We start from the raw sequence: 26,550 nt of genomic DNA on the forward strand, positions 1-26,550 counted from the left end.
AAACCTTTAGCTATAGGCCGCTACCGCAGCTCTCATGCCACGATCAATGATTGTTTGCAGTTGCTCTGTCACCTGGTTGGCCAGTTGTGGAACGGCGGTCAAATCCTGCCCCCAATGGGTCGCATCAGACAGTACGCTGTTAACTAACTCAGCCAGAGTGATATCACTGTGTTTTACACCACTCCACAAGGTTGAATAGCGTTCCAACCAGTGAGCATCATCCTGCAACGGGTAAGTTTGACCCTCACGCTCACCACGGTAAAAGGCGATAAGGGCTGCCAGAGCAAAGGTCAGACGCGGTGGTAACTTGCCTTGCTGCTGCTGGTAGGTTAGCAACTGTGGCAAAATACGCGTACGGAATTTAGTCATACCATTCAAGGCGATAGACAGCAGCTGATGCTGAATGAACGGATTGCGGAACCGGCTTAATACCGCTTGCGAGAACGACAATAATTCGTCTTCTGGTAAATCCAATACCGGTACAATCTCTTCGGTAATGGTTTTCTCTACAAAGCTGCTGATTTGTGCGTCATCCATCGTCTGGCCGACGGTGTCCAGCCCAGAGAGGTATGCCACGGGTACCAGCGCGGTGTGTGCGCCGTTCAGAATGGCAACTTTGCGTTCTTTATAGGGTTTGATGTCATCAACGATACGCACGTTCAGCTCAAGCTGGTCGAGGCGCAGTTCCTGAGCCAGTTCTTTTGGCCCTTGAATAACAAACAGATAGAAGTATTCTGCGGTATCCAGGAAGCTGTCCTGATAACCCAGTTCGGTCTGTAAGGCAGCCACTTCATCACGCGGATAGCCTGTAACGATGCGGTCAACCAGCGTTGAACAGAAAGTATTGTTTTCAGTTAACCACTGGGTGAAAGCGGCAGGTAACTGCCAGTGACTGGCATAACGCAACACCAGTTCGCGCAGTGCTTCACCATTGTAATCAATCAGTTCACAAGGCAGTAACACCCAACCTTTATCTGCGGCACCGGCAAAATGCTCGAAACGTTCAAACAGTAAACGGGTCAATTTAGCCGGGAAAGAGCTTGGTGGTGCGTCACTGAATTGGTCGGCTTCATTCCAGGCAATACCCGCTTCGGTGGTATTTGAGAACATAAAGCGGATATTGGCATCGCGGGCCAGCGCCAAATATTCATCGAACTGACGATAAATATTGATCTCACGGTTAACCGAGCGGATCAGGCGGGATTCACGCACCGCTTCGCCCTGCTCATTCAAACCACGGATCACCGCAGTGTACAGACCATCCTGAGTACTGAGTGACGGTGGAAAATCAGTATCGATCGGGCGGATCACCACGATCCCGGCATTCAGATCGGTGTGTTCATTGAGTAAATCAATCTGCCAGTCAACAAAAGCACGCAGGAAGTTACCTTCGCCAAATTGAATAATCTTGTCAGGGTGGCTACGGCCGGGAAAGTCACGACGGTTTAGAGTTTGCATCAGGGTTCACCTCATAACGCATACAGCCATGGACCGGCATTACTGACAGTCCGTGCTTTGCAGGCAATCCTTTCTTTGTAGAGAAGGTCTTTACCGCAGTGCAGCCGGGCGTTAAATAAATAATGAGTTAGAGTTATACAGAGCCGCTAACCGGCCCTGTTATTTGTTATTCAAAGCGATTACAGCTCGATGGCAAAATATTGCTTCGCGTTATCGAAACAGATGTTTTTCACCATTGAACCCAGCAGTTCAATATCTGCCGGAGCTTCGCCATCTTCCACCCAACGACCAATCATCTGGCACAGGATGCGACGGAAGTATTCATGGCGCGTATAAGACAAGAAGCTGCGGCTATCCGTCAGCATGCCAACGAAGCGGCTTAGCAAACCAAGTTGTGCCAGTTGGGTCATTTGGCGTTGCATGCCATCTTTCTGGTCGTTAAACCACCAGCCGGAACCGAACTGCATTTTCCCCGCAGCACCTTCGCCCTGGAAGTTGCCAACCATCGTGCCGATAACTTCGTTATCACGTGGGTTCAGGCAGTAAAGGATGGTTTTTGGTAATGCATTACGCAGGCCCTGAGCATCCAACAGACGGGACAGTGGCTGCGCCAGTGGTTGGTCATTGATGGAGTCAAAACCGATATCCGGCCCCACCAGGTTAAACATGCGGCTGTTATTGTTACGCAGAGCGCCGATGTGGTACTGCTGCACCCATTCACGGCGGTGATATTCGCCAGACAGGAATAGCAACACTGCGGTTTTAAACTGGGCGATCTCTTCAGTAGTGGGCTGATTACCGGCCAGACGGCGCGCCAGAATCGCATCCAACGTGGCTTCATCTGCTTCACCGTAGACCACGACGTCCAAGGCATGATCCGATACTTTACAGCCGTGCGCGGCAAAGTGGTCCATCCGTTTGTTCAGTGCCGTGCACAGATCGGCAAAGCGGCTGATAGAGGTATCAGCGGCAGCTTCCAAGCGCTGCATGTAGTCGTTAAAACCAGCGGCTTCAATGTTGAAGGCTTTATCTGGACGCCAGCTTGGCAACACTTTGATGTTGAAACTGCCATCAGCAGCAATAGCTTTATGGTGGCGCAGGTCATCAATCGGGTCATCAGTGGTACCGACCATTTTTACATTCATCTGCTGCATAATGCCGCGCGCAGAGAAACTGTCCTGAGCCAGTAATTCGTTACCGCGTTGCCAGATCTCTTCTGACGTCGCAGGAGATAATAACTTACCTGTAATACCAAATGGACGGCGCAATTCAAGATGAGTCCAGTGATACAGTGGGTTACCAATAGTATGCGGAACCGTTGCAGCCCAAGCTTCGAACTTCTCACGATCACTGGCATCGCCGGTACACAAACGTTCTGCTACACCATTTGTCCGCATAGCACGCCATTTATAGTGGTCACCTTTCAACCAGATGTCATACAGATTCTTAAAGCGGTAGTTTTCTGCGATCTGTTCAGGGGGTAAATGGCAATGATAATCAAAGATCGGCTGATCTTTTGCGTAGTCATGATACAGACGACGGGCGAATTCGGTGTCCAGCAAAAAGTCTTCGGTCAAAAACTGCGACATATTAGGTTCCTCACTTGAGTACATCTTAGAGCACTGCTCTCTGTTATCGCGAAGTTATCACACCAATTTCATCTATCGTCCAGCATTTTTTTATCGATAGAGATCGCAAAAACCTAACAAAAAGAACAAATACTCAACATTTATAATCTATTTAGCCCCTTGCGGCACTAAGTCTGTCGGGTTCTATTATTCCCTAATTGAAAAGTGGTTTTTGTGATATCACTCAACTTTTAAATCTGTATGACAAGTTATTGTTGCGTCGCCCTCAGTCATCTCATCCGCATTGCTCTATCAAATGCGCTGATTTGACCCAAGCGGGAAGACACAAGCAAGAATGAGAGCAGCTACAGCACAGTTGCTCTCAATAGGAAGGGATACCCAAAGCAGTTGAAGCTCGTGACAGCACGTAGCCTCAACGCCAATAAGAAGGTATGACCCAACGTAATTGGTGTTACAGGTCGGCGGCAAACGAGTGAATCCGGCAAAACTGATTCCAGTCAGTGATGCGGGGGAATGAGAGCAGCTAACACCGCTGTAACGTCAATTAAGCAGGGTCGGGTACCACCACATGCACAGCGATGTAGGTTGGACCAAATTGCGCCATGAAACGCCGCTACAGGTCGCGCTTCATAGCAGTAATCTTAGACTGGGAGAAAGTTATAAATGATGCGTAAAATTAAAGGCTTACGCTGGTACATGATCGCTTTGGTCACCGTCGGCACCATATTGGGTTACTTAACACGTAATGCTATTGCGGTTGCCGCACCGACGTTGCAAGAGCAGTTACATATCACGACACAGCAATACTCTTACATCATTGCCGCTTATTCTGCTGCTTACACCCTGATGCAACCGGTAGCCGGTTATGTTCTGGATGTGATGGGCACCAAAGTGGGCTATGCCATGTTTGCCATTATGTGGGCCATCTTCTGTATGAGTACCGCGTTGGCCAGCAGTTGGGGCGGTTTAGCTATCGCTCGTGGTGCGGTAGGTATGGCAGAGGCTGCTATGATCCCAGCTGGCCTGAAGGCCAGTAGCGAATGGTTCCCGGCAAAAGAACGCTCCATTGCTGTAGGTTATTTTAACGTCGGTTCCTCTATCGGCGGCATGATTGCACCACCACTAGTGGTGTGGGCTATCGTGATGCACAGTTGGCAGATGGCATTTATCATCACCGGTGTGCTCAGTCTGATTTGGGCTATTGCCTGGCTAATCCTCTACAAACACCCGAAAGACCAGAAAAAACTGACTGATGAAGAACGTGAATACATCCTCAGTGGTCAGGAAGCACAGCACTCCACTGCTAACGCTAAAAAAATGTCTGCATTGCAGATTATCCGTAACCGTCAGTTCTGGGGCATTGCGATCCCGCGTTTCTTGGCAGAACCAGCCTGGGGGACATTTAACGCTTGGATCCCGCTATTTATGTTTAAAGCCTATGGCTTTAACCTGAAAGAAATCGCCATGTTCGCCTGGATGCCAATGCTGTTTGCCGACCTGGGCTGTATTTTGGGTGGCTACCTGCCGCCGTTGTTCCAGAAACACTTCAAAGTTAACCTGATTGTTTCCCGTAAGTTGGTGGTAACAATGGGTGGCCTGTTAATGATTGCACCGGGGACTATCGGCCTGTTCACTAGCCCTTATGCTGCTATCGCACTGCTGTGTGTTGGGGGCTTTGCTCACCAATCCCTGTCCGGCGCACTGATTACGCTATCTTCCGACGTATTTGGTCGTAACGAAGTGGCCACAGCCAACGGGTTAACCGGTATGGCGGCCTGGACTGCCAGTACCATGTTCGCTCTGGTGGTGGGTGCGTTGGCAGACACCATGGGCTTCAGCCCTCTGTTTGCTGCACTGGCGGTATTTGATGTGTTAGCAGTAGTGGTTATCTGGACGGTACTGCAAAACCGCCCGGCGGTTGAACCTGCAATCGATCCGATACAACAGGCACCTGCCGGACAGAACTAATCTGACTAGTCATTATTAGCCATTGGTTCGACTCCAGCCCGGTAATCATTTACCGGGCTTTTTACTTCTTCTTTGCCCTGGGTTTAGGGCGTATTTTCCATCACAACTGTGATAGCAATGACTAGAACCCAATAGGGATAAGTGGTATAACAAGTCCAATTGTATCTCCTTCGGGATATCATGCCTTCCAGACAAAATGAGCCGCAAAATTTGCTGCCTCAATTGATCCCAAGAGCCTTAATCATGGAATTCACAGAAACCAGACGGTTGTACCAGCAGTTAGCCGCAGAGTTAAAGCAGCGCATCGAAGCGGGTGTTTATCCGGTGGGGGATAAATTGCCGGCAGAACGCTACATTTCAGAAGAGATGAATGTCAGCCGCACCGTGGTCCGTGAAGCGATTATCATGCTGGAAGTAGAGGGTTACGTCGAAGTGCGTAAAGGCTCCGGCATCCACGTGATGTCGAATCAGCAAAAGCACCTCGTGATGCCCAACCACAGCATTGAATTCGCCACCGCAGGCCCCTTTGAGCTATTACAGGCCCGCCAGTTGATCGAAAGTAATATTGCTGAATTTGCCGCCACTCAGGTTACGCGGCAAGATATCGTGCAATTAATCGAGATCCAAAAGCATGCGCGCCAGGAAGACCGCTTCCGTGATTCACAATGGGATCTGAAATTCCACGTGCAGGTTGCTCTGGCCACCCAAAATACCGCCATGGCAACGATTGTCGAAAAAATGTGGAGCCAGCGGGTACATAACCCTTACTGGATCAAATTGCATGAGCATATCGATGATAAATCGATCGAGAGCTGGTGCGAAGATCACGACAGGATCCTTGAGGCACTGATGCGTAAAGATCCTTACGCCAGTAAACTTGCTATGTGGCAACATCTGGAAAATACCAAGCAGATGCTGTTTCGTGCTACTACCGATGATTTTGAATTTAATGTGGATCGTTATTTATTCACAGAAAACCCCGTTGTTCATCTCGATAATCTGATGATGAATAACAATATGGTCGCGAATAGTAAAAGCTGACCCTTGCCCGGATTGTTGCAGGCCATGGGAAGAGAAACTGATTCTATTCTTTCTCTTCCCGGTCTGATTATGCTGCTTTGTAGTCAGTAAATGTCGACTTCTGTCAACAAACGTCAGTATCAAGCCTATTTTTAAACCATTGCTTAATAAACACCCAGTAGGTCTCTATATTTCCCTGTTTCATATCCCGCTATTTTGCTAAAGTGGCAGCACTTTTTTACTTGGGTGCTTTGGGAGCGAAACGCAAATACATGCGCTGGTTGTTTGCTCTATTTATTGCAGTGTCTGGCTGGGCCGGTTCGGTCTCCGGCAACCTGCTATCGCCCACTCATTTTATCCCATCCGGCATGGCGCTCTCAGCGCTGAGTTCTGTTTATCATGACCGCCACGATGTTAGCGACACGCCATCATCTGTAAGTGCATTTTCACCTTACCTGCACTTGCAAAATAAGGTCATCTCCTCCCAATTGCGTCTGATGGGTTTGCCGGTCAAAAAAACGGCCATAAAGAATCGGCTGGGTGCCACCAAGTTTACTGGCTCAGCCAATCCGTCGTTGGCCAATAATTCATGGTCTGGGGCATATCTGCCGATGTCTCGCAGCAGTCGGGCGGATGAAATATACAAACAGCCGAGGCAATCACTGCCACTGCTTAACTACTCCAATTGGATGTTCCATGTATCGACACAGCAAAATCGTGTGGGTGGCTGGAAAGAGAGTAATATTCAATATAGCGGGATGCTTACCTACCACCATGATGCTCAGTTGTCGTAGCTGTCCAGGCAGTGACAGCGAGAAGTATATTTACCTATTGATATCAGCGAATTGGTTTGTTTTTAACACATTTATCAAAACCATCGCTTAAACACGAAAAGCCATCCGCTATTTTTGCGAGTCGTGTTTATAAACTAACGAATATACCCAAAGTAATTGGTATTGCAGTCAGGCAAAACGAACGAATCCCGCCCATTGATTAGCATCTCAGTGATTCGGGTAAGAAAGCGCCGCTGCAACGTCAGGTAAGAAGGGTATACAACAATGACGTTTTAGGAATACCAGATGGATATCATTAAAGAACTCTTACATGCTCTATGGGCACAAGACTATGAGACACTCGCGAACCCGTCTCTGGTATGGGCCATTTATATCCTGCTGTTTGTCATACTTTTCCTGGAGAATGGCTTGCTGCCAGCAGCCTTTTTACCGGGCGATAGTCTGCTGATTCTGGTTGGTGTACTGATTGCAAAAGGTGCAATGAGTTTCCCTGTGACCCTCGTGGTATTGACTACTGCCGCCAGCCTTGGATGCTGGGTCAGTTATATTCAGGGTCGATGGCTGGGGAATACGAAAGTAGTACAGGGTTGGTTGTCTCATCTACCCGCTCATTACCACCAGCGCGCCCATAATTTGTTCCATCGCCATGGTTTATCAGCCCTACTGGTAGGCCGTTTCTTGGCATTTGTGCGTACCTTGTTGCCAACTATTGCCGGGCTTTCAGGCCTGAACAACGCCCGTTTTCAGTTCTTCAACTGGATGAGCGGTTTCCTGTGGGTATTGATCCTGACAACCATGGGCTTTGCCTTTGGTAAAACCCCCGTATTCCTAAAATATGAAGACGAAGTGATGTTCGTCCTGATGTTATTGCCACTGGCACTATTGGTGATTGGCTTGTTTGGTTCTTTATATGTGCTTTGGCGCAAAAAAAATACGCCGCCAGTTGCAGATAGCAATGACAATAATAAAGGTAAGCCAGAGTGATCAACCTCAGGGGCCGTTTCGGCCGCCCGGTCTGGCACTATCTTATCCTGCCAGTTACAGCGTTGTTGCTGGCAGCCCTGTTGTTTACGCCGATCATTTTGCGCACAGAAAGTGCGTTGAAAATTCGACCTAACCAACAGGGGTTATCCTTGCCTGATGGGTTTTATCTGTATCAACATCTCGATCAACGTGGGATTCGGATAAAAAGCATCACTCCAGAGGATGATAGCCTAGTGGTGAGCCTGGAATCCCCAGAACAGCAGAAAGAAGCCATTGCCGTTTTACAGGATATCTTGCCGAGTGGTTATGTGATTGTCTCGAGCGAGTCCAAGAAACGTCAGCGTCTGTTGCCTGCATTCAGAAATACCCCACAGAAAGTGGGATAATTATTGCTGCGGGGAGCGAAATCCCCGTAGTCATCTCTTGTTTTTCGTCCATTTATTCCGCTGATATCTGATTAATCTATAAAAAATCCCGTGGTAAACTTGGGTATCACATAATTCAGCGCTATGCTTAGACATTCACGGCAACCTGTTTCGTCCCTGACTCTTGCTGTAAAAGGAAGCAATACTATGTTGTTACGTCACTCTCTCCTGTTGGTTTTACCCATTGTCGTGTTTTGTAATGTTGCTCAGGCAGCGGTAGACAATGAATGCGATATAAAAGCCAAAGAAATCCAACAACAGATAGATTATGCCAAACAACATGGCAATACCCGCCGCGCTGCTGGTCTGGAAACAGCCTTAAAAGAAGTAAAGAGCAATTGCACGGCGGAGAGCCTAAAGGCCGAACGACAACAAAAAATCAGACAAAAGCAGCACAAAGTCACTGAGCGTCAGCAAGAGTTAAAAGAGGCTCAGCAAAAAGGTGATGCTAGCAAAATTACCAAGCAGCAGAAGAAGTTAGTGGAAGCACAAGCTGAGTTAAAGCAAGCTCAGGCACAAAAGTAGCAACTCCGGTTTTAAATACGAGAATGGCGACTCATCAGGGTTATTTAAGATTATTAACCTTTTAACCTTGTAAAATATTCGCTACGTTATGTATTCACCTCAGTTATGTTAAGGAGCTATTACATGTCACAAGATAAAACCTCTGAACATTTACGCGCTGAACTTAAGTCACTGGCAGATACTTTGGAAGAAGTGCTGCAAACTTCGACCGATAAGCCGAAAGCTGAGTTAGAAAAGCTGCGAGCCAAAGCGGAAAACGCGTTGAAAGATACTCGCGAGCGTCTGAGCGAAACCGGCGATAAAATCGCAGCCCAAACTAAAGAAATTGCTGATAAAGCAGATACCTATGTTCACGACAATCCTTGGACTGGCGTAGGCATCGGTGCTGCTGTCGGCGTGGTGTTAGGCGTTCTGTTGTCTCGCCGCTGATTATGGCTGAGCTTCCTCACACTCAGGGCCCCGGTAAAGGGGTCCTCGATACTGTTCATCGTATCGCCACCATTGTGGTAGGCATGGTTGAAACCCGTGTACGGCTGGCTGCTATTGAGCTGGAAGAGGAAAAAGCAACACTGGTTCAGTTGCTGATGATGGCAGGGATTACCTTGCTGTTTACCGCTTTCGGGTTGATGAGTCTGCTGGTATTAGTCATATGGGGTATTGATCCTGCCTATCGTTTAATGGCGCTTGGCACTACCACTGCCGTGCTATTAGCACTAGCGATAATCGGTATTATCTGGACTCTCACCAAGGCGCGCCGCTCCACACTGCTGGGTTCTACCCGTAAGCAACTGGAAACGGATCGCGAGTTATTGGAGAAAGAGCGTTGAGCCGCCGTAAATTAGCACAGGAAAAGGCCGCATTGTTACATGAGATCCAGCAACAACGTCTGGATCTCGCCAACAGCGCCGCACATTGGCTTGAGGTCACTGCACCTTATGATCGCGGTTGGGCACAAATCGTCGGTATGCGAAAATATTTGATGATTGGCTCCAGTCTGGTCGCGCTATACGGTATCCGCCACCCGAGTAAATTTATCCGCTGGTCGCGTCGAGCGGTTGGGTTATGGGGAACCATCCGATTGTTTCGTAACACTTTTCTCTTACGTTAACCTGCCGTTACTTCACTTGGTGGCATATCGATATCTCATGCGGGCTACTGACAGCCCTTCCCCCTTTCTTATGCCTAAACAGACCGTTTTTCGGCTTTAATCTGCTTACACTTCAGTTTTTTTGATAAAAACAGACAGTTTTACTTGCTAACAACTTCTCTACTTCTCAACTAACATTCTCTCATCAACTCAGGGAGTTTGCGGGATAACACCGGCAAGCGACCACACACAAGCACCTTTGATTAACCATTAACGCCCGCAGATGCCAGGCATTAATAGAACAACTTTTTGGAGAAGTCGTCGATGAACAAATTACAAGATACTGGCCTGTTGGTAGCACGCATTCTGATGCCGATTCTGTTTATTGTAGCCGGTTACGGCAAAATGGGTGATGCCTATGCTGGCACACAACAATATATGCAAGCGATGGGTGTCCCAGGCTTCTTCCTGCCATTGACCATTTTGTTGGAATTTGGTGGCGGTCTGGCAATTCTGTTTGGTTTCCTGACCCGTACCACTGCACTGTTCACTGCGGGTTTCACTATTCTGACGGCACTTATCTTCCACACTAACTTTGCGGAAGGCGTTAACCAGTTGATGTTCATGAAAAACCTAACCATCGCTGGCGGTTTCATTGTGTTGGCGGTTGCCGGCCCGGGTGGTTTCAGTATTGACCGTCTGCTGGGTAAGAAATGGTAAGGCTATACTATAAAATGCAATCCCCAAAGTAATTGGAGTTGCAGCCTGGCTGCAAGCGAATGACAAATTGGGAACCAATTTGAACAGCATTTATGCTAGCCCGTAGGGTGAGCCTCAAGGATGAGGCTCATTAACCCCGATGAACTTACTCAAGTAAGTGATTCGGATGAATAAGAGCAGCTAACAACGCTACAATTTCAAGAACGCGGGGGGATTGGATGGGACAGCTCGTAGACGGCATGTGGAAAGGCATCTGGTACGACACAAAATCTACCGGTGGTCATTTCAAACGCAGTACCTCACAGTTCCGCAATTGGGTGACTGCTGACGGGCAAGCTGGCCCACAAGGTAAAGCTGGCTTTAAAGCCGAAGCACACCGTTACCATCTGTATGTTTCTCTTGCCTGCCCATGGGCACACCGCACTTTACTCATGCGCACATTGAAAGGCTTAGAGTCACTGATTTCAGTTTCTGTGGTACATCCACTGATGCTGGAGAATGGCTGGACCTTCGCTAATGATTTTCCTGCCGCCACCGGCGACGAACTCTATCATCTTGACTATCTCTATCAGCTTTATCTGCGCGCCGATGCAAATTATAGCGGGCGGGTGACCGTTCCGGTGTTATGGGATAAGCAGCAACAGACCGTCGTTAGCAATGAATCTGCCGATATCATTCGTATGTTCAATACTGCTTTTGATGGAGTCGGCGCCAAAGCGGGGGATTATTACCCTACAGCGTTACGCAGTAATATTGATGATATTAACGGGTGGGTTTACGATCAGGTCAATAATGGGGTGTATAAGGCGGGATTCGCCACTACACAGGAAGCCTATGACGAGGCAGTTAATACCTTATTTGATGCATTGGCCAAGCTGGAACAGATTCTGGCGAAACAGCGATATCTGACTGGCGGCCAACTGACGGAAGCGGATTTGCGTTTATGGACCACATTGGTGCGTTTTGATCCGGTATATGTCACTCATTTCAAATGTGATAAGCGCCGTATCAGCGATTATCTCAGCTTATATGGCTTTTTACGCGATATTTATCAAATTCAAGGCGTCGCTGAAACAGTAGATTTTGCCCATATCCGCAATCACTACTATCGCAGCCACGGCACTATAAACCCTTACGGGATTATCTCCATCGGCCCACAGCAAGACCTGCTGGAGCCACATGGACGAGATACACGTTTCACTTTATTAACAGATTAACGCGCAGTAGCCGTTTACTTATTAGCGAATAATCTAGGGATTTCTCGCAGGAACCACGACTTAGCTTCCCCCATGCTGTCACGCCGCCATGCCATAATAATATCGGCCTCACGGCTGAACTCTGGCCCGACGACCCGTAAACGGCCCGCTTCAATGTCTTTTTCTACCATTTCATAAGGCATGGTCGCCACACCCAAACCGGCTAATAATGCCCGCCGCTTATCTTCGATAGTGCTGACCGTCAAACGTTGCTGTTTATCCAGCAATTGCACCGTGATAACTGGCCGCTCACGAGCGGTATCCGCGACGGCGACACCACGGTATTTCACTCGGGTCAGTTCTGACAGAGGCTCTGGTTCCAAATGAATGGGGTGGTCTGGGCTGGCAACATAGACACTGGTCACTTTGTACAGTTTACGGCTGTTAATCTCTGAAGATGCACGGAAATGCATATCGGGCGCAATGACGATATCAGCCCGCCCTTGCTCCAACCGTTCCCATGCCCCGGCCAATACTTCGGTAAAAATGGAGACCTGAGTATTAGCTTTGAGCGCCAGTTTGTCGATCAACGGGAACAGTTTCCATGCCGGAGACAATGCCTCACTGACAATCGTGATATGTGTTTCCCAGCCGCGCGCCAATGCCTCAGCATCGGTGGTCAGTTTGTCTGCGGCCTCCAGTAACACCCGCCCGCGATCCAGTAGCATCCGCCCAACATTGGTAAATTTGGTGCGATGCCCGGAGCGGTCGAACAACACCACATCAAGCTCATCTTCAAGTTTCTGCATGGTATAGCTCAGCGCAGAAGGTACCCGCCCCAATTCATCAGCCGCCGCGGCAAAACTACCACGGCGGTCAATAGCATCCATTACTCTCAATGCTTCTAACGTTAGCGCCCGATCTTTGGCCATCATTTTCTCAATCAGGAAATTTGAATATAGCGACCAGATTAACTGGCTAACAATCCGTCGTCCAGACGCTTACCATCTCTTTATCAATTAATATCAGGATAGGGCAATCATTGTCATGATCACATGCAGAACAGCAAAACAGTGCGGGCAAGCTGACTATGGTTGGCTCCAAGCCCGTTATACTTTCTCATTCGGCCACTATTTTGACCCGAAGCTATTGGGCTATGCCTCACTGCGCGTTTTGAATCAGGAAGTGTTAGCACCGGGATCCTCATTTCAACCACGAACTTATCCGCAGGTTGATATTTTAAACCTGATTTTACAAGGTGAGGCTGAGTATCGAAATAGTCTGGGTAACTATGTGCGCGGTAAAACTGGCGATGTGTTGCTCTTTTCTGCTCAATCAGGTGTCAGCTATAGCGAGCATAATTTGAGTACTGATAAGCCATTAACTCGCATTCAGTTATGGCTCAATGCCTGCCCTGAGCAGGAAAGCAATCCCGCCCAGCACCTGTCATTATGCACGCAGCCACTAAGGCTACTAGCGTCTCCTGACGGTGAGCAGGGCAGCCTGAAACTGCGTCAGCAAGTATGGATTCATCATCTGGATTTAGCCGCGGGCGAACAGTACACCATTGACCTACACGGCCCCAGGGCTTATCTGCAATCCATTCACGGAACAGTAACGGTGGATGGGCCGCAAGCCAGTGAAACTCAGCGCCTGACCTGCGGTGATGGTGCTTTTGTACAAGAAGAACGGCATCTGGTGATTAAAGCTGAAACGCCGCTGCGTGCCCTGCTCATCGATTTGCCTGCGTGAATATGGACGAGCACGCCAGCTAAAATTTAATGGGAAAAATGCGAGGTTCCCCCCGCGTGACTCCCAGTATAATTACGGTTTTAACGACGCCATATCGATCACGAAACGGTATTTCACATCGCTTTTCAGCATCCGCTCATAGGCGTCGTTGATATCCTGAATCTTGATCATCTCTATATCTGAAGCAATGCCGTGTTCAGCACAGAAATCGAGCATTTCCTGTGTTTCAGCAATGCCGCCAATACATGAACCGGCCACCGAACGCCGTGCCAGAATCAATGGCATGGTGTTTATCATTGGGCTAAGATCACCAAGAAAACCAACAAATACCAGGGTGCCATCCACATTCAGTGTCGGCATGTACGGGTTGATATCATGGACATAAGGCACGGTATCGATAATCAGATCGAATTGCCCTTTGGTCGCGTCCATTTGTGCATCATCGGTGGATAACACAATATGATGTGCACCTAAACGACGAGCATCAGCCTCTTTACTCGGTGAACGGGTAAAGAGCGTCACTTCAGCCCCTAATGCATTCGCCAGCTTTAATGCCATATGACCCAAGCCACCCAAGCCAACTACCGCGACTTTACTGCCTTTACCCACTTTCCAATGGCGCAGCGGCGACCAGGTGGTAATACCGGCGCACAGTAGTGGCGCGGCAGCTTGCAAATCCAAACCAGCAGGCATTTTCAGCACAAAATCTTCAGAAGCTACAATGGATTGTGAGTAGCCACCATAGGTTGGTGTATGGTCGTGGCGATCAACACCATTGTAAGTTTGCACATTGCCCTCTGCACAATACTGCTCCAGGCCCTGTTGACAGGGTTGGCACACTCGGCAAGAGTCCACCATGCAGCCAATTCCGGCAAAATCACCCACCTTGAATTTCGTGACACTGTTACCCACGGCGGTGACTTGCCCCACCACTTCATGCCCGGGTACCAGCGGATAGCTGCTGAACCCCCAGTCGTTACGCGCCTGATGCAGGTCTGAGTGACAGACACCGCAATAGAGCACATCCATCACCACATCATCAGGACGCGGATCGCGACGGGTAAACTCGAGTGGGGCAAGGGGAACTTGTGCGGATTTGGCTGCATAACCGAGAACTTTTATCGTCATGATGTATCTCCGGTATCATAAACACTGTGATTTGAAGCTAGATAAACCGTAAAGAACGTCGAGAGTAAACAGTTTGAGTATAGAAAAAGTTGGTTTCAAGGAAATTGCTACCTAGAGAGTATAGGCCTGTAAAGTAGCAATCCCGCCTCTATTTCTGCTCTGATATTAAGCGAACAAATTACAATCCAGTAAGCTTCTCCAATGTTTCGGGGTAGCGATCACCCATTATCGTTACTTGTGCAGCCGCGTTATTAATCTGTTGCAGATCAGCAGTGGTCAACTCTACATTCACCGTACCAATATTCTCTTCTAACCGATTCAGTCTGCGCGTACCGGGGATCGGTACAATCCAGGGTTTCTGCGCCAGCAACCAGGCAAGAGCGATTTGCGCGGGCGAGCTACCCTTTTGGTCAGCGACCTGCTGAATCAAGGTGATTAACGCCTGATTAGCGGCCAAGGCTTCGGGAGTAAATCGTGGTAACGTGCTACGAAAATCATCACTGGCAAACTGGGTTGATTGATTCATGTTACCCGTCAGATAACCTTTACCCAGTGGGCTATAAGGCACCAAACCAATGCCAAGTTCTTCCAGCGTTGGTATGATTTCTTGCTCCGGCTTACGCCACCATAATGAGTATTCACTTTGCAGGGCGGTTACCGGCTGAACAGCGTGAGCTCGGCGAATGGTCGCCGCCCCAGCTTCAGATAAACCAAAGTGTTTTACTTTACCCTCTTTGATTAAATCCTGTACTGCACCGGCCACATCTTCAATGGGTACATTGGGATCGACGCGATGTTGATAAAACAGGTCAATAACATCCGTTTTCAGCCGTTTGAGTGAGGCTTCCGCCACTTTTTTAATATGCTCTGGTCGACTGTTTAAACCGATCCATTTTGGCCCGCCGTTCGGATCAGCCTGAAAACCAAATTTGGTCGCAATCACCACTTTATCGCGCAGAGGTGCCAGCGCCTCACCCAATAATGCTTCATTGGTGTAAGGCCCATAGACCTCTGCGGTATCGAAGAATGTCACGCCAAGGTCCACCGCTTTGTGCAACAAAGAGATCATCTCCTGTTTATCGGCAGCCGGACCATAACTGAAACTCATCCCCATACAGCCTAAGCCCATGGCGGACACGTCGAGATTACTGCGACCCAATGTGCGCTTTTGCATTTCTTTTACTCCTACCTGTAATTTATTTGTCATTACGAGGCATTCATTAAATGAATGTCGGTAGCAAAAAAGGTAGCAAATGTCCGAGCAGAGGATTAGATGGATAAATGTGCATGGGTATATGAATTTAACTCATAAATTTAACTATACTGGAACACACAGGCAGCTAAACAGGTATAGAGACTGATGTTAAAAGAGAATTTTAACGATTTAATTTCCTTTCTTATGGTTGCCAGGGAGCGAAGCTTCACCAAAGCGGCGGCAAAACTGGGGGTTTCACAATCGGCCTTAAGTCATTCCATTCGTGGGTTGGAAGAACGACTTGAGCTTCGCTTATTGACCCGCACCACCCGCAGCGTTGCCCCGACAGAAGCGGGCGAAAGACTGGCAAACAGTCTGGGACCACGTTTTGCAGAAATTGAGAGTGAACTGGATGCCTTAAGCGAAATGCGCGAGCGGCCTGCGGGGAATATTCGTGTCACTGCTGGCGAACACGCCGTGGACTCGACTCTCTGGCCGGTATTGAAATCATTTCTCGCCGATTACCCGGACATTAATGTGGAAATCACGGTCGATAACACCTTAACCGACATTGTCAGTGGACGATTTGATGCCGGCATCCGCCTTGGAGAACAGGTAGCAAAAGATATGATTGCGGTACGGATTGGGCCGGATATGAGTATGGCTGTCGTTGGCTCACCTTCATATTTGGCTAAATATGGCATACCCACCACTCCGGCAGATCTGCAAAATCATCGTTGCATCAATATGCGCCTGCCGACAATGGGTGGCCTTTATGCGTGGGAATTCGAAAAAGAGGGGCATGAATTAAGAGTTCGTGTTGATGGGCAACTGACCTTTAACAGTTTGCGACAACGCATTGATGCCGCCGCCATGGGTTTTGGTCTGGCATTCGTACCAGAAGATGCGGTAAAAGCTGAAATTACCAGTGGCAATCTAATCAGGGTGCTGAAAGAGTGGTGTGAGCCTTTCCCCGGTTATTACCTCTACTATCCGAGCCGCAGGCAGCATACCACCGCATTTTCGTTGTTCGTGGATGCCTTACGCTATCAACGTTAAGACCAAACAAAAACCCCGCCGAAGCGGGGTCTTATGGAATGAGTGGAGTTGACCGGTAAGCCGGGTTCTGTCGTGGACAGTCATTCCTCTAGGCCAGCAATCGCTCACTGGCTCAAGCAGCCTACCCGGGTTCAGTACGGGCCGTACCATGTGAACCCCTATTTGGCCTTGCTCCGGGTGGAGTTTACCCTGCCACGAACTGTTGCCAGCCGTGCGGTGCGCTCTTACCGCACCCTTTCACCCTTACCTGATCCCACTTACGCGGGCCATCGGCGGTTTGCTCTCTGTTGCACTTGTCGTAGGCTTGCGCCTCCCAGGCGTTACCTGGCACCCTGCCCTATGGAGCCCGGACTTTCCTCCCCTTCACCTGTCTCCCCCGAAAGGGACGGCAGCGAAGCGGCGACTGTCTGGTCAACTCCGCGGCGGATTATAATCACATTACTGTTGAATGTCATCTTCCGCTTGCTCTTGAGCACCATCTTGCAGCTCAAGTGCGTACTTATAGAGCGCATTCTTTTTCACGCCATGAATCTCTGCCGCCAACGCTGCGGCTTTTTTCAGCGGCAACTCTTTTTGCAATAATGCCAGAGTACGTAATGCAACGGCCGGTAAAGCATCATCGGCTTGTACTTTATGTCCTTCGACAATCAAGACCATTTCGCCTTTGCGGCGGTTTTCATCTTCCTGAACCCAAGCCAACAACTCGCCAACCGGTGCGCCGTGGATAGACTCCCAAGTTTTGGTTAATTCTCTGGCGAGTACCACATAGCGTTGTGGGCCAAGTACGGTTACCATGTCCTGTAAACTTTCCAACAAGCGATGCGTTGATTCGTAGAAGATCAGTGTTCGAGGTTCCTCAATCAGCGCTTGCAGAGTATCCTTACGTCCTTTGGTTTTCGCAGGCAGGAAGCCTTCGTAGCAAAAACGATCCGAGGCAATACCGGCGGCAGAAAGTGCTGTAATCGCCGCACAAGCGCCCGGGAGTGGCACCACCCTGATGCCCGCTTCACGACAACGGCGCACTAAGTGGTAGCCCGGATCGTTGATAAGTGGCGTACCTGCATCTGAAACCAGTGCAATACTCTGGCCTGCTTGCAGTTTCGCCAGCAAATGATCGGCTTTTTGTTGTTCGTTATGGTCATGAAGTGCAAACAGGCGGGCGTTGATCGCAAAATGCTGTAATAACAACCCTGTATGGCGTGTATCTTCTGCCGCAATCAAATCAACGCCTTTCAGTACCTCTAACGCCCGGTGGGTAATATCCCCTAAATTACCAATTGGGGTGGGTACCACATAAAGCGTAGATGCAGAAATCACTGCTCGATCGTGTTGATTCATTGTTTCATCCGAATTACCGATTTAATATTGAGCATCTTGAAAAAAACATCACTGGATACAGTATGCTTTCCTCAACATTCGTTCGTTCCAAAGCAGGGCTGGTCCCTGTAGTTCTGGCCGCACTGATTCTGGCAGCCTGTTCAGGCAGAGCGCCACAGACGCCGCCACCCGCAAATATACAGGACGAAGCAAGCGCGAACTCTGATTATTATCTGCAACAGTTGCAACAGAGTGGTGATGATAACAAGGCTGACTGGCAATTACTCGCCATTCGTGCCCTGTTACGTGAAGGGAAAATCCCTCCGGCGGCAGAACAGCTCGGTACGCTACCGGCTAATCTGAGCGATACGCAACGTCAGGAACAGCAATTACTGACCGCAGAACTGCTGATTGCGCAGAAAAATAACCCTGCTGCTGCTGATATTCTTGGTAAGTTGGATGCGACCCAACTCTCAGCTAACCAGCAAGTTCGTTTCTATCAGGCGCAAATTGCCGCCAATCAAGGTAAAGCCACTCTGCCACTGATTCGTGCGTTTATCGCTCAGGAACCCTTACTGAAAGATAAAGCCCATCAGGATAATATTGATGGCACCTGGCAATCGCTGGCACAACTGACACCACAAGAATTGAACAATATTGTGATTAATGCAGATGAAAACGTGCTGCAAGGTTGGCTGGATTTACTGCGTGTGTATCAGGATAACAAACAAGATCCCGAGCTACTGAAAGCCGCTATTAAAGACTGGCAGAACCGTTATCCTCAAAACCCGGCAGCGAAAACCCTGCCAACGGGATTAACGCAGATCAGTAACTTCAGCCAGGCCTCAACGGCGAAAATTGCACTGTTGCTGCCACTCAGTGGCCCGGCACAGGTATTTGCCGATGCTATCCAGCAAGGTTTCACTGCCGCTCAAAATGGGTTACCGGTAGCCGCGCCTGCTGCTGCGACACCCGATACAGCAGCAACCACGCCAACCGATACCGCCGCTGCAACACCTACTGAAGTAGCACCGATTACCACACCGGCACCGGTAGCTGCTCCTGTTGCTGCCAACAATGCACAAGTAAAGGTCTACGACACAACAACGCAGCCTATTGCGGCATTACTGGCTCAGGCCCAGCAGGATGGCGCGACTTTGGTTGTCGGCCCACTGCTTAAACCTGAAGTTGAACAACTGAAGGCCACAACAAGTACATTGAATATCTTGGCGTTAAATCAGCCGGAAGCCAGTACTAACAGTCCCAACATCTGTTACTTCGCCTTATCGCCAGAAGATGAAGCTCGCGATGCCGCGCATCATTTATGGGGGCAGGAAAAGAGAATGCCATTGTTGCTAACCCCGCGCGGTGCCTTTGGTGATCGCATCGCCAAAGCCTTCGCTGAAGAGTGGCAAAAACAGGGCGGTCAAACAGTATTGCAGCAAAACTTCGGTTCAACTGCTGAACTGAAACAAGCTATCAACAGTGGTGCAGGTATCCGGCTAACTGGCCAGCCAGTTGCCGTTTCAGGCACGCCTGCTGCGGCACCGGCATCTGTCACCATTGCAGGCCTGACTATCCCGGCCCCACCAGTAGATGCGCCCGTAGTTTCCACCTCCACTGGTGGTAACATTGATGCAGTTTATATCATTGCGACTCCGGCTGAACTGACACTGATTAAACCGATGATTGATATGGCCACCAGCTCACGTAGCAAACCGGCGCTGTTTGCCAGTTCACGTAGCTATCAGGCAGGTGCTGGCCCGGATTACCGTTTGGAGATGGAAGGTATTCAATTTAGTGATATTCCATTGATGGCCGGCGCTAATCCAGCACTAATGCAGCAGGCGTCGGCTAAATATGCCAACGACTATTCGCTGGTGCGTCTGTACGCCATGGGGATCGATGCGTGGACATTATCGAATCATTTTGCGCAAATGCGCCAAATTCCTGGTTTCCAGGTCAGCGGTACAACCGGTGATTTAACAGCATCAGCCGATTGTGTTATCACCCGTAAATTACCTTGGCTGCAATACCGTCAAGGCATGGTAGTACCGGCGGCGTAAAGTGATTCGGGTGACAAATCTGTCTGAAACAGATTTGAACGCTGCTTGCAGCGGCCTCGCAGAGGCGAGGCCCATGGACGGGCCAAGTAACGAATGTAGCTAACACCCCTGCAACTTCAAGGACGAAGGGAATATGAGCCAACGGAACACTGGTACCCATTACGAAAATCAGGCCCGCAGCTATCTGGAGCGGGTTGGTTTAATTTTTCAGGCGGCTAATGTCACCTACCAATGTGGTGAGATTGACCTTATTATGCGCGACGGGGAAACCTGGGTGTTTGTTGAGGTTCGCTTTAGGCGTAATGCCCTATTTGGTGGTGCTGCTGCCAGCGTCACTCACAGCAAACAACAGCGGTTACTCCGTGCTGCCACCATTTGGCTGGCACAGCGAGGTGCCAGTTTTGCCACAACATCGTGCCGTTTTGATGTTTTTGCCATCACGGGTAGCCAAGTAGAGTGGTTGCCTAACGCTTTCAATACGGATTAACAATTTTTCCGGTTTACTACCGGGCTATGCCCTAAGACGTTGGAGTTGCTGGTTGCCGGCAAGAAAATGACAAATTGGTTGTAAACCATTTTTAACGGCATTTGCACTGCCCCACTGGCTGAGTCGAGTAACGAACGTAGCCAACACCCCTGCGGCTTCAAGTACCAAGGGCATATTAATTTTACTGAGTGGATTAAATCAACGTGCTGGATAGAATCAAAGGCTGCTTTACAGAAAGTATTCAAACCCAGATTGCCGCGGCTGAGGCTTTGCCTGATGCCATATCCCGTGCAGCAATGACGTTGGTTCAGTCACTGCTCAACGGCAATAAAATTCTCTGCTGCGGCAATGGGACTTCTGCGGCTAACGCGCAGCACTTTGCCGCCAGCATGATAAACCGTTTTGAAACAGAACGACCAAGTCTGCCTGCAATTGCGTTAAATGCTGATAATGTTGTTCTGACCGCTATTGCCAACGACCGTTTACATGATGAGGTCTATGCCAAGCAGGTACGAGCACTCGGCCATGCTGGTGATGTTTTGCTCGCTATTTCCACTCGTGGCAATAGCCGTGATATTGTGAAAGCGGTCGAAGCAGCTGTAACCCGTGATATGACCATCGTTGCCCTTACCGGTTACGATGGCGGTGAGCTGGCTGGCCTGTTGGGTCAGCAGGATGTTGAAATCCGTATACCTTCGCACCGCAGTGCACGCGTTCAAGAATTACACATGCTCACAGTGAATTGCTTGTGTGACTTAATTGATAACACTCTATTTCCTCATCAGGACGATTAAAGGAGCACGAATGAAGGTTGGTTATATTTTTGCCATGCTATTCAGCGCCCTGCTATTGCAAGGCTGTGTCGGTGCCGTGGTTGTCGGCAGCGCAGCCGTTGCGACTAAATCTGCCACAGACCCACGCTCTGTCGGCACTCAGGTAGACGATGGCACACTTGAGGCCAGAGTCGTCAATGCGCTGAGCAAAGATCAGCAGATAAAAAGCCAAACACGCTTTGTGGTGACCGCTTATCAAGGGAAAGTTTTGCTGACCGGGCAGTCGCCAACCGCAGAGCTGTCTAACCGCGCCAAACAAATTGCCGCAGGTGTCGATGGCGCAACGGAAGTGTATAACGAGATGCGCTTAGGCAAGCCGGTTGATCTGACTACCGCCTCAATGGATACCTGGATCACCACCAAAGTTCGTTCACAGTTACTGACAGCAGATTCAGTTAAATCTTCAAATGTGAAAGTCACCACCGAGAACGGCGAAGTGTTCTTGTTGGGTCTGGTGACTCAGCAGGAAGGGCAATCAGCGGCACAGATTGCCAGCCAGGTTAGTGGCGTTAAGCACGTCACCACTGCGTTTACCATCGTGAAATAACTCGATTTATTTGCATATAATCAAATATCTACGGGCTTAGCGCAATCTAAGCCCGTTGTCTTTACTGTAATTGCAGTACCGATAGCCAAAGTCATTGGAGTTGCAAGTAGGCAGCCAGCGAATGACAAATCGGTCGGGAACTGATTTGAACAGCATTTATGCTAGCCCGTAGGGTGAGCCTCAAGGATGAGGCTCATTAATCCCGATGAGCTTACGCAGTCAAGTGATTCGGGTTAGTGAGCACAGCTAACACCCCTGCGGCTTCAAGGACGAAGGCTATTATAGGGAATTTTCCTGCAAAAATTCCTTCCCACCCAACTGCCGCATCTGGCGTAAAATCCACTGCTGGCGGGAAATAACATACCCTGATGGCGCATTAACCTTAAAACGCAGCGGATTAGGCAGGACCGCTGCCAGCAGGGCGGCTTCTGAAGCACTCAATTTACTGGCGGGTTTATTAAAGAAATGGCGGGCAGCGGCTTCCACACCAAAAATGCCCTCACCAAACTCGGCAATATTGAGATACACCGTCAGAATACGGCGCTTGGTCCATATCAGTTCGATACCGGCGGTCAATCCCACTTCCAACCCTTTTCGCACCCAGCTACGCCCGTCCCAAAGAAACAGATTTTTCGCTGTTTGCTGTGACAAAGTCGACGCACCTCGGATACGATTTTGATTGCGCTGATTATGGGAGAGTGCCGATTCGATAGCACCCACATCAAATCCCCAATGCTCGGGGAATTTTTGATCCTCAGCCGCCATCACGGCTAGCGCCATGTAAGGCGAAATTTCATCCATCGGCACCCAGTCAGAGTGCGCTACATAGGAAAAATCACCGGTCAACCAGGCGCCCAGTTGCCTTTCGATCATCACCATGGAAAAAGGGACCGGCAAAAAAGCAAAAATCAAAATGCCCGCCAACCACAGTGCGACGATGCCGATCACGCCCCGTTTTCCCCAATACCATAGCTGGTTTAATCTGCGTCTGGCTAACGTCATTCGGTTAAATCCAGCACCTTAGTTACCAACTTATCAATCCCTTTAGCCGCTTCAGAAATTGATGCTGCCAACATATAGGCAGGTGTGGTGACCACTTTATTCTCAGCATCGACCACCACGTCATCGGCAGGGCAAATAACATGCTCTCCACCCATAACTTCAATTGCATCAATAGTATCGGGATCGTTACCAATTGTCAGACGGATCGGTTTACCCAATAGTTTTGGCAACATCACTGGCGCAATACACATAAAACCAATTGGTTTACCTGACTTATGCATTGATTGAATAAGTTTATATAAATCGGAGTCAATAACACATTCAGAACCTTGAGTTGCAAAATCGCAGAGGTTCTTTGCGGCACCAAAACCACCAGGCACAATCAGGGCATCCAATTGCTCTGAATTGGCTAAAGAAAGAGGCTTAATCTGGCCGCGAGTAATGCGCGCCGACTCCACTAACACATTCCGTTTCTCGACCATTTCTTCGCCGGTAACATGATTAATAACATGCAGTTGTGGTTTATCGGGGGCGAAGAACAAAACACTTGCGCCTGCACGATCTAATGCCAGGATTGTTAAGACAGACTCATGTATCTCAGCACCGTCAAATACCCCACATCCACTAAGCACTACACCGACCGTTTTCATCACACCTCTCCTTTTCTTACTCTGTCAATCGCTTAACCCGTTCTAGTGACAAAGACGAATCTCTATCACAAATTTTAATGAATCTTGTAACAAGAGCGCTTACATTTGCTATGTTGTTGCTTGTATGATGTATGGAAGAATCCTTACAACCTGCGAATCCACTCGAAATCGAAATAATATACCCTAAATATTTCGAATTACTGGCAGGCGGTAACTGAGCGAATCCCCAGCGGCTTACATAAGTAAGTGACTGGGGTGAATGAAATCAGCCAACGCACATGTAACTTGAAGTATGACGAGTATCGCAGGTTGACGATTTCCCTGGTGTTGGCGCAGTATTCGCGCACCCCGGCCTCGGTCGGGGTTATTTTTTTTCAGCAACCGCCACCCACTCACGTAACACCTGCACATCATTGCGCCATTCTAATTTTAATTCATCGACCCAATCTTGCACGTTATCCCACCATGCTGGCAGTGTCGGGGTTTGGATCTGCTGTGCAAGCTGCTGGATATGACGCAAACCGACAGAACCGGCAGCGCCTTTAATCTTATGCGCCTCTTCGGTAATGCCCTTTTGGTCCCGTGCCGTCATGTTTGAGTCCAACACCGACAAATAGCTGGGCATCATCTGTTCAAACATTTCCAGGCTTTGATGAATTAATTGTGGGCCAACCAAATCGATGTATTGCTCCAGCATTGCAGTATCAAGTAACGATTCATGGGTTTGCATCACTTTATGTTCCTGTTTTTTCGCCGAGGTTGAGGGCTTATGATCCCAAAATTGCTTAATCATCGCCGTGAGCGCCGGAACTGACAACGGCTTGCTCAGCACGTCATCCATCCCAGCATCTAAATACTCTTTTTTGTCTTTAAGTACGTTGGCGGTCAATGCCACCAGTGGCGGTAATGACTCTGCCCCATATTCCGCCCGAATTTGGCGCGCAATGTCCAACCCGCTCATATCCGGCAACTGGATATCTAACAGCACTAAATCAAAATCATCAGGTTTAAACATCGCCAGTGCATCATGGCCATTCATTGCCACCTCAACGCTGTTGCCTAATTTCTCCAATACCGAGCGCGCGACAATGACGTTCAGCTCGATATCTTCCACCAGCAATACATGCAACGCAGGCAGAGGTATGTCATCACCTGATGGCACACTCGCGGCTTGCTGCACCGCAGGTGCTTTAATGGTCAAGGTAAAGCATGAACCGGCCCCTTGGGTGCTTTTCACCGTAATATCGCCCCCCATGCTTTGTGCCAAGCGTTTAGATACCGCCAGACCAATGCCAGTACCGGTTGCCGGGCGGCCACCATTGCGATCTTTCACCTGATAATACATGGCGAAAATCTTATCCTGTTCATCTTCGGGGATGCCCATACCTGAATCTTCCACTTCAAAGATCAAACGGTCACTCCCCTCACGCCGTACCCGCACCACAATTTTACCTTGCTGAGTAAATTTCACGGCATTGCCGATTAAGTTCCACAGAATCTGGCGCAAGCGGGTGCCATCGGTAATCACTTTCTCCGGCAGCGGCAATTGCGGATCCATAATGAACTTCAGCCCTTTTGGCTGAACCAACAGGCCCGAAAGGTTCTCAAGATCTGCCATAAAACCTGTAAAATCAATTGGCTGATTATCAAGCTGGACTTTACGCCTTTCCAATTTATCCATCTCAATAATATCGTTGAAGATATTCCCAAGAGTGATAGCACTGACATGAATGGTTTTCAGATACTTTAGCTGTTCGCTGTCTAATTCGGTATCAAGCAGGATGCGGCTTAGGCCAACAATGCCATTAAGCGGCGTACGCAGCTCGTGGCTGATTGTTGAGATGAAGGTAGTCTTATCCCTACTGGCGTTCTCCAGCGCATCCTGATAGCGCTTACGCTCGGTTATATCGCGCCCAAACCCCATCAATCCGTGCCGTTTACCCACACGATCATAAAATGGCACTTTACGCAGTTCAAAGCAGGCTTTGCGGCCATCGGGATAAACCAGCCACTGCTCATAGGTAAGAGAGACGTTATGGCGGAAGACTTTCTCGTCGGTTTCCATCACTTTTTCGGCGATATCCGGCGCATAGACATCTTTGGGCGTCAGCCCAACCAGCTGTTTCTCACTCTTGCCCGTCAACAGCTCCATCGCCCGGTTGCAGCCAGAGAACTCATTATCTTCATTGCGGTAATAAACCAGATCTGGCGACGCATCCAAAAAGGATCGCAATAGCGCTGACTGCTGCCCCAACTCAACCTGCGCCTGCTCACGGTGCCCCATCTCTTCTTTTAGTTTATCAACCACTTGTAGGTGCGCTTTTTCCGCTTTTTCACGCTCAACAATTTCCTGATTGAGTTGAGCAATATTTTCGGTCAGTTGTTTATTCAGCTCTAAATCGCGATAACGCATCACTTCAAGCTTTTCAACCAGACGCGACAAGCGCTGGCGCGACTCTTCCAATTGCTCAACCACTACCGACAAGAAATAGACTGCCCAAGGCGTAATCAACAAACCAAAGAAAATGGAACGTACCAGATCGAGGGTTTCAACAGAGCCACTCAGCACCAACGTCACCGCCATCTGCACCACCATGGCCAGTAACACCAACACAGAGGCCAGTAGCAGTGAGAAGCGAACCAGTCCTAACTTAACCATTAAATCAACGTAGTACTGGGCTAATACCCTGATTTGCTTCATAGCAACCCCTGTCAGTGTTTCTGAATATGCCTCGGAATCTATACCCA

At 49.0% G+C, this 26,550-nt stretch carries 26 protein-coding genes and 1 other RNA gene; 17 read left to right on the forward strand and 10 right to left on the reverse strand.

Translation table 11 applies throughout. The features are described 5' to 3' along the window. Positions 1-6: 6 nt before the first annotated feature. Together V1956_RS23215 and uxaC are read right to left on the reverse strand one after the other, a co-directional pair. A complete protein-coding gene (locus V1956_RS23215) occupies positions 7-1,458 on the reverse strand; it encodes a tagaturonate reductase (RefSeq protein WP_372560460.1) in 1,452 nt (483 codons plus the stop codon). A gap of 179 nt (positions 1,459-1,637) precedes the next feature. Then, positions 1,638-3,047, reverse strand: a complete 1,410-nt coding sequence (uxaC, locus tag V1956_RS23220) for a glucuronate isomerase (RefSeq protein ID WP_372560459.1) — start codon at positions 3,045-3,047, stop codon at positions 1,638-1,640. Between the two features lie 663 nt (positions 3,048-3,710). Between uxaC and V1956_RS23225 the strand changes: the two genes are divergently transcribed. The 11 genes from V1956_RS23225 to V1956_RS23275 all read left to right on the forward strand — a co-directional run bounded on the left by V1956_RS23225 (position 3,711) and on the right by V1956_RS23275 (position 11,787). After that, positions 3,711-5,015, forward strand: a complete 1,305-nt coding sequence (locus V1956_RS23225) for an MFS transporter (RefSeq protein WP_083162326.1) — start codon at positions 3,711-3,713, stop codon at positions 5,013-5,015. 243 nt (positions 5,016-5,258) lie between these two features. After that, a complete protein-coding gene (exuR, locus tag V1956_RS23230) occupies positions 5,259-6,056 on the forward strand; it encodes a transcriptional regulator ExuR (RefSeq protein WP_083162325.1) in 798 nt (265 codons plus the stop codon). A 251-nt stretch (positions 6,057-6,307) separates the two neighbouring features. Then, entirely contained in the window at positions 6,308-6,829 is a 522-nt protein-coding gene (locus V1956_RS23235; RefSeq protein WP_442825746.1) for a hypothetical protein, read from the forward strand. Between the two features lie 285 nt (positions 6,830-7,114). Next, positions 7,115-7,813, forward strand: a complete 699-nt coding sequence (locus V1956_RS23240; RefSeq protein ID WP_083162324.1) for a DedA family protein — start codon at positions 7,115-7,117, stop codon at positions 7,811-7,813. After that, complete coding sequence (mzrA, locus tag V1956_RS23245; protein ID WP_372560457.1) at positions 7,810-8,199, forward strand: EnvZ/OmpR regulon moderator MzrA; 390 nt, start codon at positions 7,810-7,812, stop codon at positions 8,197-8,199. The genes V1956_RS23240 and mzrA overlap by 4 nt, the downstream gene beginning before the upstream one ends. Before the next feature lie 186 nt (positions 8,200-8,385). Then, positions 8,386-8,763: a DUF1090 domain-containing protein gene (locus V1956_RS23250; protein WP_372560456.1), complete on the forward strand. Its 378-nt coding sequence runs from the start codon at positions 8,386-8,388 to the stop codon at positions 8,761-8,763. 123 nt (positions 8,764-8,886) lie between these two features. Continuing rightward, positions 8,887-9,192, forward strand: a complete 306-nt coding sequence (locus V1956_RS23255; protein ID WP_372560455.1) for a DUF883 family protein — start codon at positions 8,887-8,889, stop codon at positions 9,190-9,192. Positions 9,193-9,194: 2 nt separating this feature from the next. Beyond that, positions 9,195-9,590, forward strand: coding sequence for a phage holin family protein (locus tag V1956_RS23260; protein WP_083162321.1), 396 nt, complete (start codon positions 9,195-9,197; stop codon positions 9,588-9,590). Then, the gene (locus tag V1956_RS23265; RefSeq protein ID WP_372560454.1) at positions 9,587-9,871 is read left to right on the forward strand and encodes a YqjK-like family protein; all 285 of its coding nucleotides are present in this window, start codon (positions 9,587-9,589) and stop codon (positions 9,869-9,871) included. The genes V1956_RS23260 and V1956_RS23265 overlap by 4 nt, the downstream gene beginning before the upstream one ends. Before the next feature lie 303 nt (positions 9,872-10,174). Next, a complete protein-coding gene (locus V1956_RS23270) occupies positions 10,175-10,570 on the forward strand; it encodes a DoxX family protein (protein WP_004714887.1) in 396 nt (131 codons plus the stop codon). Positions 10,571-10,788: 218 nt separating this feature from the next. Continuing rightward, positions 10,789-11,787, forward strand: coding sequence for a glutathione S-transferase family protein (locus tag V1956_RS23275; RefSeq protein WP_442825747.1), 999 nt, complete (start codon positions 10,789-10,791; stop codon positions 11,785-11,787). A gap of 14 nt (positions 11,788-11,801) precedes the next feature. On the opposite strand, the gene V1956_RS23280 is transcribed toward V1956_RS23275, so the two are convergent. Beyond that, on the reverse strand, positions 11,802-12,698 hold the full coding sequence (locus V1956_RS23280) for a LysR family transcriptional regulator (protein WP_083162318.1): 897 nt from the start codon (positions 12,696-12,698) through the stop codon (positions 11,802-11,804). Positions 12,699-12,813: 115 nt separating this feature from the next. Here V1956_RS23280 and V1956_RS23285 point away from each other — a divergent pair, with 115 nt between their 5' ends. After that, the gene (locus V1956_RS23285) at positions 12,814-13,518 is read left to right on the forward strand and encodes a pirin family protein (protein WP_083162317.1); all 705 of its coding nucleotides are present in this window, start codon (positions 12,814-12,816) and stop codon (positions 13,516-13,518) included. Positions 13,519-13,590: 72 nt separating this feature from the next. On the opposite strand, the gene V1956_RS23290 is transcribed toward V1956_RS23285, so the two are convergent. Together V1956_RS23290 and V1956_RS23295 are read right to left on the reverse strand one after the other, a co-directional pair. Beyond that, positions 13,591-14,646 (reverse strand): NAD(P)-dependent alcohol dehydrogenase, encoded by a 1,056-nt coding sequence (locus V1956_RS23290; RefSeq protein ID WP_372560453.1) that lies wholly within the window; start codon positions 14,644-14,646, stop codon positions 13,591-13,593. 178 nt (positions 14,647-14,824) lie between these two features. Then, on the reverse strand, positions 14,825-15,820 hold the full coding sequence (locus tag V1956_RS23295) for an aldo/keto reductase (RefSeq protein WP_442825748.1): 996 nt from the start codon (positions 15,818-15,820) through the stop codon (positions 14,825-14,827). A gap of 186 nt (positions 15,821-16,006) precedes the next feature. Here V1956_RS23295 and V1956_RS23300 point away from each other — a divergent pair, with 186 nt between their 5' ends. Continuing rightward, positions 16,007-16,900, forward strand: coding sequence for a LysR family transcriptional regulator (locus V1956_RS23300; RefSeq protein WP_442825749.1), 894 nt, complete (start codon positions 16,007-16,009; stop codon positions 16,898-16,900). 40 nt (positions 16,901-16,940) lie between these two features. On the opposite strand, the gene rnpB is transcribed toward V1956_RS23300, so the two are convergent. Beyond that, positions 16,941-17,319, reverse strand: an RNA gene (gene rnpB, locus V1956_RS23305) — RNase P RNA component class A. A 19-nt stretch (positions 17,320-17,338) separates the two neighbouring features. Beyond that, positions 17,339-18,238 (reverse strand): 16S rRNA (cytidine(1402)-2'-O)-methyltransferase, encoded by a 900-nt coding sequence (rsmI, locus tag V1956_RS23310; protein ID WP_083162310.1) that lies wholly within the window; start codon positions 18,236-18,238, stop codon positions 17,339-17,341. 62 nt (positions 18,239-18,300) lie between these two features. On the opposite strand from rsmI, the gene V1956_RS23315 reads away from it, so the two are divergent. The 4 genes from V1956_RS23315 (at position 18,301) to dolP (ending at position 22,150) form a co-directional block, all read left to right on the forward strand. After that, positions 18,301-20,283 carry a penicillin-binding protein activator gene (locus V1956_RS23315; RefSeq protein ID WP_420074748.1) on the forward strand — a complete coding sequence of 661 codons (1,983 nt, stop codon included), beginning with the start codon at positions 18,301-18,303 and terminating at the stop codon, positions 20,281-20,283. 133 nt (positions 20,284-20,416) lie between these two features. Then, on the forward strand, positions 20,417-20,770 hold the full coding sequence (locus tag V1956_RS23320; protein ID WP_083162306.1) for a YraN family protein: 354 nt from the start codon (positions 20,417-20,419) through the stop codon (positions 20,768-20,770). A gap of 203 nt (positions 20,771-20,973) precedes the next feature. Then, positions 20,974-21,564 carry a DnaA initiator-associating protein DiaA gene (gene diaA / locus V1956_RS23325; protein ID WP_004710884.1) on the forward strand — a complete coding sequence of 197 codons (591 nt, stop codon included), beginning with the start codon at positions 20,974-20,976 and terminating at the stop codon, positions 21,562-21,564. Between the two features lie 10 nt (positions 21,565-21,574). Continuing rightward, entirely contained in the window at positions 21,575-22,150 is a 576-nt protein-coding gene (dolP, locus tag V1956_RS23330) for a division/outer membrane stress-associated lipid-binding lipoprotein (protein WP_005166550.1), read from the forward strand. A 279-nt stretch (positions 22,151-22,429) separates the two neighbouring features. On the opposite strand, the gene mtgA is transcribed toward dolP, so the two are convergent. The 3 genes from mtgA to arcB all read right to left on the reverse strand — a co-directional run bounded on the left by mtgA (position 22,430) and on the right by arcB (position 26,503). After that, positions 22,430-23,152 carry a monofunctional biosynthetic peptidoglycan transglycosylase gene (mtgA, locus tag V1956_RS23335; RefSeq protein ID WP_442825750.1) on the reverse strand — a complete coding sequence of 241 codons (723 nt, stop codon included), beginning with the start codon at positions 23,150-23,152 and terminating at the stop codon, positions 22,430-22,432. Next, positions 23,149-23,802 carry an isoprenoid biosynthesis glyoxalase ElbB gene (gene elbB / locus V1956_RS23340; RefSeq protein ID WP_372560447.1) on the reverse strand — a complete coding sequence of 218 codons (654 nt, stop codon included), beginning with the start codon at positions 23,800-23,802 and terminating at the stop codon, positions 23,149-23,151. The genes mtgA and elbB overlap by 4 nt, the downstream gene beginning before the upstream one ends. A 364-nt stretch (positions 23,803-24,166) precedes the next feature. Next, complete coding sequence (arcB, locus tag V1956_RS23345) at positions 24,167-26,503, reverse strand: aerobic respiration two-component sensor histidine kinase ArcB (RefSeq protein WP_372560446.1); 2,337 nt, start codon at positions 26,501-26,503, stop codon at positions 24,167-24,169. Positions 26,504-26,550 lie beyond the last annotated feature (47 nt).

The sequence above is a fragment of the Yersinia sp. 2540 StPb PI genome (assembly GCF_052217165.1).
Classification (GTDB): domain Bacteria; phylum Pseudomonadota; class Gammaproteobacteria; order Enterobacterales; family Enterobacteriaceae; genus Yersinia; species Yersinia enterocolitica_E.